The organism is Synechococcus sp. MVIR-18-1 (genome assembly GCF_014279835.1).
In the GTDB taxonomy this organism is placed as follows: domain Bacteria; phylum Cyanobacteriota; class Cyanobacteriia; order PCC-6307; family Cyanobiaceae; genus Synechococcus_C.
The window spans coordinates 612,565-624,735 of the sequence record NZ_CP047942.1 but is presented as its reverse complement, the minus strand read 5'-3'; the positions used below and the strand labels follow the sequence as shown (position 1 = coordinate 624,735).

Genomic DNA, 12,171 nt, shown 5'->3' with positions numbered 1-12,171 from the left:
ACCAATTCGAGGAGAAACACGCTTCATGCCCGCACCCTGGATTCTTTTATTTCTGGCGATCACTTCCGAAGTGATCGGGACGTCCTGCCTCAAGCTCTCTGAGGGCTTCAGTAGGCCGATTCCCACAGTCGTTGTGCTCGCTGCTTACTCCACTTCGATGCTGTTGCTCTCTCGAGTGGTGCAGACCATTCCTCTCGGCATCACCTACGCCCTATGGAGTGGAATCGGGATCGTCGCGATCGTGCTGGTTGGATTGCTTGCCTATGAGCAAGTGCCAACTCCAGGTCAGCTGGTGGGAATCGCCACAATCACAGCTGGAGTGATCATCGTGAATCTCACTGGAAAACATCCCTGAACTCAGCAAAGGGTCTTCCGCCGATCAACAAAGGCGCGCTGACGCCTCATGCATTAGCGCGCAATCTGCAAACCAAGCAGCGCGTCACTGCGATCTCGGCTGCGCTGAAGGATCTCTCGATTCGCATTGAGATCTTGGCCATAACTGGGCAACAACGCTTTTAATCGCTGCTGCCATGCCTGGGACGCCAAGCGATCCGGAAAACAGCGTTGAAGAATTTCCAACATGATCGTCACGGAGGTACTGGCTCCCGGAGATGCACCAAGCAGGGCAGCCAACGAGCCATCAGCGGCGGCCACCACTTCCGTACCCAATTGCAATCGGCCTCCAGAAGGGGTGCGTTTGATGATCTGAACGCGCTGACCTGCCACCGACAACGTCCAATCGTCCGCTCGAGCGGTGGGAAGGAACGCTTTCAAAGCCTCCATCCGATCCTCATCGCTTTGGCGCAGTTGATTCACGAGATAGCGAACAAGCGGAATGTTGTTCACCCCCACCTGAAGCATCGGCAACAGGTTGGAGGAGCGCACGGAGCGGGGAAGATCGAGCAACGACCCCTTCTTTAAAAACTTGCTGCTGAAGCCGGCATAGGGCCCAAACAACAGGGAGCGCCGGCCATCAATCCAGCGGGAGTCCAAGTGGGGCACAGACATCGGCGGAGCCCCCACCTTGGCTTTGCCGTACACCTTGGCGAAGTGATGCTCCGATAGATCCGGGTCATTGCAGACCAGCCATTGCCCGCTTACGGGGAAGCCGGCGTAAGCCGCCGCTTCAGGAATACGCGAACGCTGAAGAAGAGGAAGGGCACCACCACCGGCTCCGAGGAACACAAAGGGCGTCGTCACGACGCGGCGTCCAGAGGGGCCGCGCAGTTGCAGCTCCCACCCCTCTGCGCAGCGTTTGAGATCGGAGACCGAAGTTCCAAACACCAGATCAAGGGCCCCCGAGGCTTGTAGGGGAACAAACAAGGAGCGAGACAGAGCACCGAAATCCACATCTGTACCGCGCTCAATCCTGGTTGCCGCAACCGCCATTTGAGGATCACGCCCGGCCATCACAAGCGGAATCCAAGACGCCAGCTCGCTCTCGTCGCGGCTCCACTCCATGGCAGCAAAAGCAGGAAGCTCCTTCATCTGCTCGTAACGCTGGCGCAGGTAGGCCACATCTCCCTCACCCCACACAAAACTGATGTGGGGCACCCGATGAATGAACCAAGAAGGATCCAAGCAACCCCGCTCACACAAGGTCGACCAAAACTCGAGGCTGCTCTCAAAACTGGCATTGATCGCCAGCGGTTTCACCGTTGAAACCGTGCCATCAGCCAGTGGAGGGGTGTAATTGAGCTCACAGTTGGCGGCATGGCCGGTGCCAGCGTTATTTCCCGCAGCGCTGCTTTCTAAAGCTGGGGCCTCTAATCGTTCAACAACCAACAACCGCAACTCAGGGTCGAGTTCGTGCAGAAGGGTGGCCAGGGTGGCACTCATGACCCCAGCACCCACGAGCACAACGTCGTAGCGGTCCAAGGGGCGAACAGATCTGCTGTTCACAGGCTATGAGGCCGAGCGTCTACAAAATGCCTACACTGAGCCCAATTCGAAGATCGAGCGATGAGCACCGAGACCATGGCCCTCACAAACGAGAACGTGGAAAAGGTGCTCGATGAACTGCGCCCCTTCTTGATGGCCGATGGTGGCAACGTGGAAGTGGTTGAGATCGATGGTCCGATCGTGAAAGTTCGCTTGCAAGGCGCCTGCGGAAGCTGCCCCAGCAGCACGATGACTTTAAAAATGGGGATCGAACGCAAGATGCGCGAATCGATTCCTGAGGTGAGCGAAGTTGTACAAGTGTTGTGAATCAATCGCCTTAAGCAAAAGCGAACAAATAAATTATCTTGAACATATAAAATAAATTTACTCAAAATCACTGATTATCGCGTCCATTATTGAATGCGATCAATTAATTATTGAACTTTCTGAGCATGAGTCAAACATGTGCTTTTATGATCCCAATTGAATCAATGGATACTTCACGTGATAGCACTTAAAGCCTCAAGCAATTCTCTGGTCGAAACATAATCTCCATCCAGTCTTTCAAGGCATTGAAATACTTTGGCAAGCCTAGAGAAGCAACTCTAATCATTGATCACGCCGTATTTAGCCGCCTCAATCATAATCGAAAGACCAAAAAATAGTCCTATGTTTACGAGAAAATGATACGTTTTAGCTGAAGAATTGTGCGGCTTCATCGGAACAGCCACACTGCATCAGTAAATAGAAGCCAATCGCGATGCTCTGGATCGCTTCCATTCTGTGCGTGACAGCGATCGCCTCTGCCCATTGGCTGGCAAGCAAGGTGGCAAAGCAACCTGATCGCGAACAGGTGCGCTGGGCCTCCTTTGGAGGTGGGGCGGGAATCGCCTACGTATTTGTGCATTTACTGCCAGAACTTGCCAGCCATGGACAAGCCTTATCCAAAGCCCCTGGGATGGAAACCTTCGCCCCTACTCCCATCACAGAGGCGTTGCTATTTCTGATCGCCCTGGCTGGAATCATGGTGACGTACAGCATTGACGTGCTCGCCAGCCATGAGCGACAGGCTGGAAGGATTGCGGGATCACTGCACACTCTTCATTTTGCGGCGATCAGCTACCTCTATGCCTATTCCCTTCCATCCCTGATCAGCACCGGGTTGGCCTATGGAATCTTGTTCACCATCGCCATCAGCGCCCATGTCCTTCTGGCCGATCAGACCATGGCCGCCCGGCATCCCGCAATCTTTCGCACACGCCTGCGCTGGGTAGGAACGGCAGCCCTAATCCTGGGCCTATTGCACGCAGCACTCTTCCACCCACTGGACGATCTCCATCTCGCCATCGCCACGGCATATCTAGGAGGGGGACTGCTCATGGCCGTCTTCCGAGAAGAAATTCCTGCCGTGAATCGCACGCGCCTTGGTTGGTTTGTAGCTGGAAGCATATTAATGACCAGTCTTTTGCTTCTTGCTCTCACCCATGCCACTCACTGAGGTGCGTTAAGGGCAGCGAATCCTTCGCGGAGGAACAGGGCTGCATCAGCCGTAGCGCGTTGGCCAGGTAAAAAGTCACGTGCAAAGAGCTGCCCGCAATGAATCATTCCAGGCACAACATGCAAAGCCACATCATGCCCTGCTGTTTTCAACGTTGAGAAACAAGCGATGGCATCACTGAGCAGCACTTCACGATCACCAACCTGGAACAAAGTACGGGGATAGGACACGTAATCCTGCTGCATGCAAAAAAGATCTCGGGAATCATAGGAACCATCACCCGGAAGATAATGGGAAGAGACAGCCTCGAGTCGCTGCAACGACACAAGATCATCACTGGCATTAAAAGCAACAGACTCTCTCCCGTAGCTGAAGTCCATGACCCCTGCCATCACCAATGCCAGCGAAGGCATCGACAAGCCCTTGCTCTGACAGCGATGCAGCAATTGCGTCACTAATGTTGCACCAGCAGAAATTCCCGCCACAGCAATAACCTCAGATCGATAGCCCTGCGCTAACAACCAGCGATAAGCCTCTTCTGCATCATCAAGTGGTGCAGGAAAACAATCATCCGGGCACAAACGATAATCAACACCCAAAACACTGATGCCAGAGCCTTCAACAAGTGAAGCAATCAGTTGCAAGTGATCATCTGTCGATCCCATGGTGTAGCCGCCACCATGGAAAAACAAACTCACATGCTCGCTACGGCCCGAGGGAGGATCAATCCATGTATAAATCGTGCCATCAACAGGAGAACAACAAACACGCGTTACAACATCGGTCTGAAAGCTTCGATAGAGAGCAGAAAAAGCTTGCGACATCGCCTCAAGCTCATTTCCCCCCAAGCTCACACGTTGCAAAAACAGTGTCTTCAACGCTGAAGAATCCATAGGTTGAAGCCACAACCCTCTCTCTTTAGCCAAAGGGGTCAGTCAGGACTGCGCATTGGGATCGCGAGAAGGACAAGTTTTGGCATTGAAGTCACAGGCATAGATCGTGGATTTCTGCCAACTGAGGGGAATCTCCAGCAGGTCGCGGGTACCCGTGAGGCCTTGCGTCAAAAACAGCAAGGCCGCAAGCACATTGGCCGTGACATGCAAACGGCGAACCCGGATGTCACGCAGGATCTCGGCGCGAGCACCAAGGGAAAACAACATCAAGCCCGTCACCCCAACGCCAGCCCAGTAATGGGACTGCCAAAACGCAGGCGTAAAAGGGTTATCGGAAAGCCGCCATACCTCCGGTTGGGCGCCAAGCCCCAGAACTCCAGCCCAAGTGATGAGAGAAAAAGCCAACCTCAACACGGGTCTCTTGCACCGCCAAAGGGCGAGCAGGCTAACAATCGTTCCAAACAACACAAGCAACAACTGGATCGCACGCGCAAGCCCCCCTTCGAACTGCACCAGTGGAGCCTTCGTGCCAATCACCACTGAGAGCGCAATCAAAACCACCACCACCACCGCTGCTGCAAGCCAACGACCCAGATCGCTGTGATCACGCCCCACCGTGACGGGGAGCTTTTGTTTCTGGAGCCGGCGTGCACGCGTCTGCACTGCCAAACGCACCACCACCCCAATCAGTGGATAAATCAACACCACTGCAAGAAAAGGATGCAGGATCCACAACCAATCCACGCCGGCCATGGCCAAGAAAGCGTCTACTCAAAACGTAGCCATGGAGCCAAAAAATGAGAGCACAATCCAGCCGAGGAAGGATCAACAAAGACACAACATCAATGCCAAGCAATCGCATCCTTAGCGAGAGCGATTCAAGCAACAAGTTTCAAAACCTATCCAACAATGGCGAGCAACACAGCGCTAAGACGTTGGCCTACGTTCTCGTGGACAGACCCCAAACAAGGCAGAAACAGAAACTCGCCATGAACTGATGCGACAGCAAGACAAGGCCCCGTCGCCCAACAAGACGAGATCAAGAACGAGAATCATTCTCGGCTAGGCTTTACCAAGAGGCTTGGATGTGTATGCAGGCATTGGTATGTCTTGGTCTTGTGCTCGGCAACCTTGCTTTGCTCGTGCATCTATCGGAAAAAGCGATTCGCCTTAGAAAAAGCTGGAAAGACCATAGGCTTCTCGTCAACAACCATCCCGAGATGGAATCAGTTGATCCTGAGCGGGGGCTTTTGGCCTTCAAAAGCGACGACTTGATACGTGCTTTTGTATTAGACAACGAAGAACCAGGCATCAGTGAGCCCTTCTACGTATCGGACCACGAAGCAGACGAATAAGTTGATGACATCAGCGATGCTGTTGTCGATTATTCAGGTGGATTTGCGTATGTATAGCTTTCAATGGTGACTTCAAGATGCTCTGTAATTGCTTGGGCTCCAACGAAGCGTTCAACTGGTTTTTCTACATAGTCACAATCTTCATCACCATCGGCATCAAGCTCACAAGAAACGCTTTCGTGCGTAACGACCAAGGTCGGGGCACTATCAACATTCAACTTTTTAGCAAGCTCTGTGAGCTCTCCATCGTCAGTGCGTAGTGCCACATATTCAATGGTTGCCTGCTGCGCCGTCGTAAGCGTTAAGACAAAATCTCTCACCTTTGTACAGGTTTCGGGCTCATCTACGGGCAGGGTGAACAGATACAAGACGTAGGGGTTCATCATGCTTGAGCACCTTCAGCGAGGTAAAAGCCACCAGCGCAGTACGCGGTGCCTGAGGGAACAGTGTATCTCCTGCATTGGTCCTGATTCAGCGTATTGTGATAATTAACAGTAACTGTTTCTAGCTTGCTCGAGTCAGCGCACAAATCGCCGATTCAGATCGAATACTTATCCCTCATTTAAGCCGCACTAGAGACCTCTCTTAGATGAATGCAATAGGTATAATTTGCAACGATTAATCTATCCATTTTGAAGAGAGAAAAGATGATTTATAGATCCTTTCAAGCCGATCCAGCAGGGACAATCAAGGCTTATGTGATGCACTTAATGTAAGCGTACCGCTGTTGTGGATTCGGCTCCAGCATCTCCTTTTTGACAAGGATCTGTCCGGGATTAACTGATTCATCATTTTGGGCAAGCCATCAGCCTGGCTCTTTCCGCTTTTCTTTGCCAACGTGAGATTGACAATCGATAAGCACCCCACGCTGCAGTGGGGTATCAGCACGTGCTTTAACGATGGCGCTAGGAACCTTTCGGACGACGACCTTGACCCACGCACACAGGAATAACCTCCGCGATCACTGTCCAGCACTGGGGAACAAGACTTATTTCAACTACGGCGGCCAAGGGCCGTTGCCATCGCCTTCGTTGGAGGCCATGACCACGAGCTGGAAGCGCATCCAAGAGCTGGGCCCCTTCACCACGGATGTATGGCCCTATATCAGCGCGGAAACAAACAAAACACGTGCCTTGCTCGGTCGATTATGTGGTGTGGCACCACACCGCCTAGCGCTCACCGAGAACGTCACCAGCGGTTGCGTTTTGCCCCTTTGGGGACTTCCCTTCAAAGCCGGTGATCGCCTTCTAATCAGTGATTGCGAGCACCCAGGAGTCGTCGCCGCTTGCCATGAACTTGCCAGACGGGAGCACCTTGAGGTCGACAACCTCCCTGTTCAACAATTCAGACAAGGACGTGAAGAGCAACACAAAACCGACGCCGGCGTCCTTCAAGCCTTAGCGGACTCTCTGCAACCACGCACCAAAGTGGTGGTGCTGTCGCATCTGCTTTGGAACACCGGACAGCTGATGCCAATCCCTGCGGTAGCAGACCAGCTTCATCAACATGCTCAGCAACCATTTCTGCTCGTCGATGCAGCCCAAAGCATGGGACAAATTCCTATAGAAGCTGCAGCGCAGGCAGCTGATATTTATGCATTTACTGGACACAAATGGACCTGCGGACCCGAGGGGCTCGGAGGCGTGGCCTTGTCAGAAAGGATCCTCAATCAAGCCAATCCAACGCTGATTGGATGGCGCAGCTTGCGCGATGAAACACGGGCTGTCATGAATGATCCAGACCCCTTTCACCACGACAGCCGACGCTTTGAAATTGCAACGAGCTGTGTGCCACTGATGGCAGGCCTGCGTCAATCGTTGGGCTTGCTAGCCAAAGAGGGAAATGAACAAGAGCGTCTGCAAACCATCCAGTCCCTTAGCGGCGAGCTCTGGAGGCAAATCAAAGAGCTTCCAGGAACCACACCCCTACTCGAAGGGGAGCCGCCCGCAGGGTTGGTGAGCTTCCAACCCAACGATCGATCCGAGCACAGTCCTGCTGAAATCGTTCAAATCCTTGGCAGCAAAGGGATCTGGATCCGCAACCTGGAAGAGCCCATCTGCCTAAGAGCCTGCACCCATATCACCACTGAAGCCCACGAACTCAGCCGATTCGTGGATGCTCTTGAAGAACTGACATGCCGCAATGATTAGGCACCTGCAGGGATCAAGACCCAGGCAGTCACAACAGCAATAGTGCAAAACAGCACCATTGAAAGAGGCCAGAGATCATCGAAAGTTCCACAGACAGTAAAAAGCAGACCTTGGAGAATTTGAGCTAAAACTTGTTAGAATTAAAAAGCAAACAAGCGACTGCATTGAGCTCACTTCTTTAGGAGCAGAACAACGGTAGCCATTGCTTTAATCTTGCTAAGGATCTTAAACCAATCCCACTATCTAACAATACATGCAATCAAACATTAATCAAGCCGGTGATTCTATACCTGAGAGATTTACATCTTCCTTTATAAAATCTGGGCGCTGGAAGGTTATTCCAGCGCTCATCATGCTGGGGCTAACCCAGTTGGCCTCGATGCAGGATTGGCCGACCCTGATCTGTTTCGTTGTTTCAGCAACTGGGATCATTCCGATTGCCTTACTCCTCAGCGATGCGACTGAAGAAATTGCAGACCATAGTGGACCAACCATAGGGGCAATCTGCACCGCAGTTTTTGGCAACTGTGCGGAATTTATTATCGCCCTATCAGCACTAAGACTTGGTCTTATTGATGTTGTGAAAGCGAGTATTACCGGAGCAATTCTCTCGGACCTTCTGCTCGTTACAGGCATAGCAATGCTTGTAGGAGGCTTGAAATATAGCGAACAAAGTTTTCAAGAAACGATGGTTCGTACCAATGGTGCCGCTATGACACTGGCGGTCATGGCGATGGCCCTGCCTGCATCCCTGATCAGCACATCAGGGATTGATGATCAAGTCGCGATCCACGGCCTATCCATGACCGTTGCGGTGATCCTGATCATCATTTACTTCTTGACCCTCATCTTTTCCCTGGCAACACACAACCATCTCTTTGATCCACAACACATCAAAAACGATGAGACTGAGTCATCCCAAGAGGAAGAAAAGAGCATCAATCTATTGCCCTGGATCATCCAATTAATTGCTTGCACTGCACTTTTGTCTTATCAGTCCGAGAGCTTTGTTCATTTTTTAGAGCCCGCAACAGAACAGCTTGGGCTTAGCGCATTGTTTACAGGAATCATCATTATTCCAATCATTGGTGGCTTTTCTGAATATGTTCCCGCTGTGAAAGGAGCTTGGAAAGATCAAATGGATCTGCCCATTTCGTTAGCAATGGGATCTAGCTTGCTCGTTGCCCTCTTGATCGCTCCAGCACTGATCATTATTGGGTCTCTGATCGGTCAGCCCATGAATCTTGACTTCACAGCGTTTGAAGTCATCGCACTCATATTCAGTGTCTTAATCGTGAACCTTGTGAATATGGATGCAAAATCCAACTGGCTCGAAGGTGTATTACTTCTAGGAATGTTCTCCATATTTGGAGCAGCTTTTTATTATTATCCTAGTTAGAGACTGAATCATTCAGCTTGCCTTGAAGTGCGTTTAAAGCCTGTTCACGGTCATCAAAATGCACTTTTTGGGTTCCAAGGATCTGATAGTCCTCATGCCCCTTCCCGGCAATGAGGACAAGATCTTGAGCCCCAGCATCCTGAATCGCAGCAGCAATCGCTTCAGCGCGATCCAAGGTCACATTTAAGGCAGTACCGCTAGGAATCCCCTTCACAACATCATCCAGGATTTGCTGAGGGTCTTCCGTGCGTGGATTATCAGAGGTCACCACCACAGCATCAGCAATCTCCGCTGCAATCGCAGCCATCTGCGGACGCTTGCCTCGATCTCTATCACCACCACAACCAAACACACAAATCAATTTGCCGCCCGCGAAGGGGCGACACGCCTTCAAGGCGCTGCTTAAGCCATCAGGAGTGTGGGCGTAATCCACCAACACCGTGGGCAGCTCATTTCCCTTTGCGTCCACAACAACCCGTTCCATCCGACCAGGAACGCCCCTGAACGTGCTGATGGCTTTGAGAAGCGACTCCAGAGGGAGACCTTGCTGAAGCAAGACCCCAACCGCCTGCAACAGGTTCATCACATTGAAGCGACCGAGCAATGGGGAGTGGAACGACCCCTCACCCAGAGGACTGGAAAGGCGCCCTTCAACCCCAGAAGAGCCCATCACCAGATCTGACATCGTCAGTTCTGCATCTGCTGAGCCCATAGACAACGAACTCCGCCAGCAGCGATCGCCCAAGCGCTCCGCAAGTTGTTGGCCCCAAGGATCATCCACATTGACCACAAATCGAGCGCCATCGTCAGCCACCAAAGGTGGTGAAAACAATCGCGCTTTGGCTTCGAAATAAGACGCCATCGTCTCGTGGTAGTCGAGATGGTCTTGGGTGAGATTGGTAAACACAGCGCCGGAAAAACGGCATCCAGCCACCCGATGCTGATCAAGCGCGTGGGAGCTCACCTCCATGGCCGTTAACTCCGCGCCAGCGGCACACGCCTCAGCAAGCTGAGCCTGGAGCCGGTCTGCCACGGCTGTGGTGTGTGTTGCGGTCACGCTGTGGCCAGGCCAGCGATTCAGAAGCGTTCCAAACAGGGCGGACGGACGTCCACAGGCCGAACTCAAATGTTCAATCAGATGGGTGGTGGTGGTTTTGCCGTTGGTGCCAGTCACCCCAATCAAACCGATGCGATCACTGGGGTGATTCCAAAACGCTGCTGCCAACTCTCCGGCCCAGCGCGCAACGGGATCGGGCACCACCAGCACAGCGTCACTCTGTTCAGGAGGCTGAGCTGCTGCTGCTGCTGCTGCTGAGCCAATCAGGACCGCTGCGGCCCCATCCGCAACAGCCTTAGGCCAGAAGCTCCCTCCATCAACACGCCCCCCGGGAAGACCGATGAACAAACTTCCAGGGGCCACGCACCGTGAATCACAGGTGATCGATTCGATCACGGCATCAGCCAAGCCAAGAGGCACAGGCAAACCCACCGAATGCAGCAAGGCGTGGAGTGTCTGGGTCATCGCTGGGTCAACACAGATGGGTTTTCTAATCCGAACCTGGCTCCTTGGCGCAAACAGTCGCTCAAACAGTGGCGCAAACCCGCTGCAACCAATGGCGCAATCCATCCCCACTCAACCTGGGTGACACGCGAGGAAGCTCCGTGTCCTCCAAGACCAAAACAGGTACCTCGAGGTCATAGCGCGCGCGCAAGGACGCTGGACACTCGGGAGCATCGATATCAACTACAACGAGTTTCAAGGGGGGGAGGCCTTGTTCCAAGTTGAGATCTCGCAAGCGCTGTTCCAACCCCTCACAAAGACAACAGCCTGCCCTGCTGTAGAGCAACAATCGCCGAGAATCAGTCGGGAACAGGGTCACAGCCGCAGGGGGTGAAGGGATGGCAGCGCAGCAAGCGGCGCAGGGTTAACCAGCCGCCACGCCAAGGTCCATGGCGCTCAATTGCCTCGAGGCCGTAGGCACTGCAAGTAGGAATGAACCGACAGCGAGGGCCGATCATGGGGGAAATCCAACGGCGATAAAAGTTGATCAGCGCAAGCAACAACGCGCTGATGAACCGATTAAATGAATTTGTGCTGCCGGCAGATAAGATGGTTGATTCGTGCATGCGATTCCGCGGTGCGGGCCACAAACCCAGCATGACGGATTCTCGCTTGAACGCGAACCCATTTCATCTCTTCTTTCTTATGTCCAGATACCGCGGCCCTCGCCTGAGGATCACGCGGCGCTTGGGAGACCTACCCGGTCTCACCCGGAAGGCCGCAAAACGGTCCTATCCACCCGGTCAGCACGGCCAAGCCCGTCGCAAGCGCTCCGAATACGCAATCCGCTTAGAAGAAAAGCAAAAGCTTCGCTTCAATTACGGCGTCTCTGAACGTCAACTTGTGCGCTACGTGAAGAAAGCGCGCGCTCAGGAAGGTTCAACTGGAACCAACCTGCTCAAACTGCTCGAGAATCGTCTCGACAATGTTTGTTTCCGCATTGGATTTGGCCCAACCGTTCCAGGTGCACGTCAGTTGGTGAATCACGGTCACGTCACCGTGAACGGACGGGTCACCGACATCGCCAGTTATCAGTGCAAATCTGGTGATGTGATCGCCATTCGCGAACGCAAATGCAGCAAATTGCTTGCCGAAGCGAATCTGCAATTCCCAGGTCTGGCCAATGTGCCTCCCCACCTTGAGCTCGACAAACCCAAGCTCAGCGCCAAAGTGATTGGCCGCGCTGAACGCGAGTGGGTCGCCCTTGAGATCAACGAACTGCTGGTGGTGGAGTACTACTCCAGAAAGGTCTGATCTTCAATCCCGGATTTCGGTCTGGGACTGTTTTCAATCCATTTCAAATCCTGTTGGCCTTGGACATCAAGCCAGCAGGATTTTTTATGCCCAGACTGATCGTGAAAAGGGGTAAACAGTTACGGTTGCACGCCTGTAAAAGCGATTAGCTCTCCCGAACAAGGCAAAGACCAAAGCAAA

Annotated in this window: 14 protein-coding genes; 7 read left to right on the top strand and 7 right to left on the bottom strand. The window is 52.9% G+C overall.

Annotated elements, in window-relative coordinates; translation table 11 throughout:
* The first annotated feature begins 25 nt into the window (after positions 1-25).
* Positions 26-355, top strand: a complete 330-nt coding sequence (locus SynMVIR181_RS03345; RefSeq protein WP_186589980.1) for a multidrug efflux SMR transporter — start codon at positions 26-28, stop codon at positions 353-355.
* A 53-nt stretch (positions 356-408) separates the two neighbouring features.
* On the opposite strand, the gene SynMVIR181_RS03340 is transcribed toward SynMVIR181_RS03345, so the two are convergent.
* On the bottom strand, positions 409-1,878 hold the full coding sequence (locus SynMVIR181_RS03340; RefSeq protein WP_186589979.1) for a malate:quinone oxidoreductase: 1,470 nt from the start codon (positions 1,876-1,878) through the stop codon (positions 409-411).
* Positions 1,879-1,962: 84 nt separating this feature from the next.
* On the opposite strand from SynMVIR181_RS03340, the gene SynMVIR181_RS03335 reads away from it, so the two are divergent.
* Together SynMVIR181_RS03335 and SynMVIR181_RS03330 are read left to right on the top strand one after the other, a co-directional pair.
* Positions 1,963-2,208 (top strand): NifU family protein, encoded by a 246-nt coding sequence (locus SynMVIR181_RS03335; RefSeq protein ID WP_006854698.1) that lies wholly within the window; start codon positions 1,963-1,965, stop codon positions 2,206-2,208.
* Between the two features lie 433 nt (positions 2,209-2,641).
* Complete coding sequence (locus SynMVIR181_RS03330; protein WP_255444398.1) at positions 2,642-3,379, top strand: hypothetical protein; 738 nt, start codon at positions 2,642-2,644, stop codon at positions 3,377-3,379.
* On the opposite strand, the gene SynMVIR181_RS03325 is transcribed toward SynMVIR181_RS03330, so the two are convergent.
* Positions 3,373-4,203, bottom strand: a complete 831-nt coding sequence (locus SynMVIR181_RS03325) for an alpha/beta hydrolase (RefSeq protein WP_255444397.1) — start codon at positions 4,201-4,203, stop codon at positions 3,373-3,375. The two genes, SynMVIR181_RS03330 and SynMVIR181_RS03325, sit on opposite strands and share 7 nt — an antisense overlap.
* Before the next feature lie 111 nt (positions 4,204-4,314).
* Entirely contained in the window at positions 4,315-5,025 is a 711-nt protein-coding gene (locus SynMVIR181_RS03320; RefSeq protein WP_186590468.1) for a DUF4079 domain-containing protein, read from the bottom strand.
* Between the two features lie 338 nt (positions 5,026-5,363).
* Between SynMVIR181_RS03320 and SynMVIR181_RS03315 the strand changes: the two genes are divergently transcribed.
* Positions 5,364-5,627 carry a hypothetical protein gene (locus SynMVIR181_RS03315; protein ID WP_186589978.1) on the top strand — a complete coding sequence of 88 codons (264 nt, stop codon included), beginning with the start codon at positions 5,364-5,366 and terminating at the stop codon, positions 5,625-5,627.
* Positions 5,628-5,656: 29 nt separating this feature from the next.
* On the opposite strand, the gene SynMVIR181_RS03310 is transcribed toward SynMVIR181_RS03315, so the two are convergent.
* Positions 5,657-6,010: a hypothetical protein gene (locus SynMVIR181_RS03310; protein ID WP_186589977.1), complete on the bottom strand. Its 354-nt coding sequence runs from the start codon at positions 6,008-6,010 to the stop codon at positions 5,657-5,659.
* Positions 6,011-6,556: 546 nt separating this feature from the next.
* Here SynMVIR181_RS03310 and SynMVIR181_RS03305 point away from each other — a divergent pair.
* Both SynMVIR181_RS03305 and cax read left to right on the top strand, forming a co-directional pair.
* The gene (locus SynMVIR181_RS03305) at positions 6,557-7,777 is read left to right on the top strand and encodes an aminotransferase class V-fold PLP-dependent enzyme (protein ID WP_255444396.1); all 1,221 of its coding nucleotides are present in this window, start codon (positions 6,557-6,559) and stop codon (positions 7,775-7,777) included.
* A 253-nt stretch (positions 7,778-8,030) separates the two neighbouring features.
* Positions 8,031-9,176: a calcium/proton exchanger gene (gene cax, locus SynMVIR181_RS03300; protein ID WP_186589975.1), complete on the top strand. Its 1,146-nt coding sequence runs from the start codon at positions 8,031-8,033 to the stop codon at positions 9,174-9,176.
* On the opposite strand, the gene SynMVIR181_RS03295 is transcribed toward cax, so the two are convergent.
* The 3 genes from SynMVIR181_RS03295 to yidD all read right to left on the bottom strand — a co-directional run bounded on the left by SynMVIR181_RS03295 (position 9,169) and on the right by yidD (position 11,303).
* Positions 9,169-10,698: a UDP-N-acetylmuramoyl-L-alanyl-D-glutamate--2,6-diaminopimelate ligase gene (locus SynMVIR181_RS03295; RefSeq protein ID WP_186589974.1), complete on the bottom strand. Its 1,530-nt coding sequence runs from the start codon at positions 10,696-10,698 to the stop codon at positions 9,169-9,171. The two genes, cax and SynMVIR181_RS03295, sit on opposite strands and share 8 nt — an antisense overlap.
* 61 nt (positions 10,699-10,759) lie before the next feature.
* Entirely contained in the window at positions 10,760-11,056 is a 297-nt protein-coding gene (locus tag SynMVIR181_RS03290) for a glutaredoxin family protein (RefSeq protein WP_186589973.1), read from the bottom strand.
* Positions 11,037-11,303 carry a membrane protein insertion efficiency factor YidD gene (gene yidD / locus SynMVIR181_RS03285; RefSeq protein WP_186589972.1) on the bottom strand — a complete coding sequence of 89 codons (267 nt, stop codon included), beginning with the start codon at positions 11,301-11,303 and terminating at the stop codon, positions 11,037-11,039. The genes SynMVIR181_RS03290 and yidD overlap by 20 nt, the downstream gene beginning before the upstream one ends.
* 79 nt (positions 11,304-11,382) lie before the next feature.
* Here yidD and rpsD point away from each other — a divergent pair, with 79 nt between their 5' ends.
* The gene (gene rpsD, locus SynMVIR181_RS03280) at positions 11,383-11,991 is read left to right on the top strand and encodes a 30S ribosomal protein S4 (RefSeq protein WP_186518330.1); all 609 of its coding nucleotides are present in this window, start codon (positions 11,383-11,385) and stop codon (positions 11,989-11,991) included.
* Positions 11,992-12,171 lie beyond the last annotated feature (180 nt).

What these genes read in the sequence shown, in the direction of transcription:
- rpsD (WP_186518330.1), top strand. Translation starts at nt 11,383, where the DNA reads ATGTCCAGATACCGCGGCCCTCGCCTGAGGATCACGCGGCGCTTGGGA.
- SynMVIR181_RS03310 (WP_186589977.1), bottom strand. Translation starts at nt 6,010, where the DNA reads ATGAACCCCTACGTCTTGTATCTGTTCACCCTGCCCGTAGATGAGCCC.
- yidD (WP_186589972.1), bottom strand. Translation starts at nt 11,303, where the DNA reads ATGCACGAATCAACCATCTTATCTGCCGGCAGCACAAATTCATTTAAT.
- SynMVIR181_RS03295 (WP_186589974.1), bottom strand. Translation starts at nt 10,698, where the DNA reads ATGACCCAGACACTCCACGCCTTGCTGCATTCGGTGGGTTTGCCTGTG.
- SynMVIR181_RS03335 (WP_006854698.1), top strand. Translation starts at nt 1,963, where the DNA reads ATGAGCACCGAGACCATGGCCCTCACAAACGAGAACGTGGAAAAGGTG.
- SynMVIR181_RS03345 (WP_186589980.1), top strand. Translation starts at nt 26, where the DNA reads ATGCCCGCACCCTGGATTCTTTTATTTCTGGCGATCACTTCCGAAGTG.
- SynMVIR181_RS03325 (WP_255444397.1), bottom strand. Translation starts at nt 4,203, where the DNA reads ATGTCGCAAGCTTTTTCTGCTCTCTATCGAAGCTTTCAGACCGATGTT.
- SynMVIR181_RS03315 (WP_186589978.1), top strand. Translation starts at nt 5,364, where the DNA reads ATGCAGGCATTGGTATGTCTTGGTCTTGTGCTCGGCAACCTTGCTTTG.
- SynMVIR181_RS03330 (WP_255444398.1), top strand. Translation starts at nt 2,642, where the DNA reads ATGCTCTGGATCGCTTCCATTCTGTGCGTGACAGCGATCGCCTCTGCC.
- SynMVIR181_RS03320 (WP_186590468.1), bottom strand. Translation starts at nt 5,025, where the DNA reads ATGGCCGGCGTGGATTGGTTGTGGATCCTGCATCCTTTTCTTGCAGTG.
- cax (WP_186589975.1), top strand. Translation starts at nt 8,031, where the DNA reads ATGCAATCAAACATTAATCAAGCCGGTGATTCTATACCTGAGAGATTT.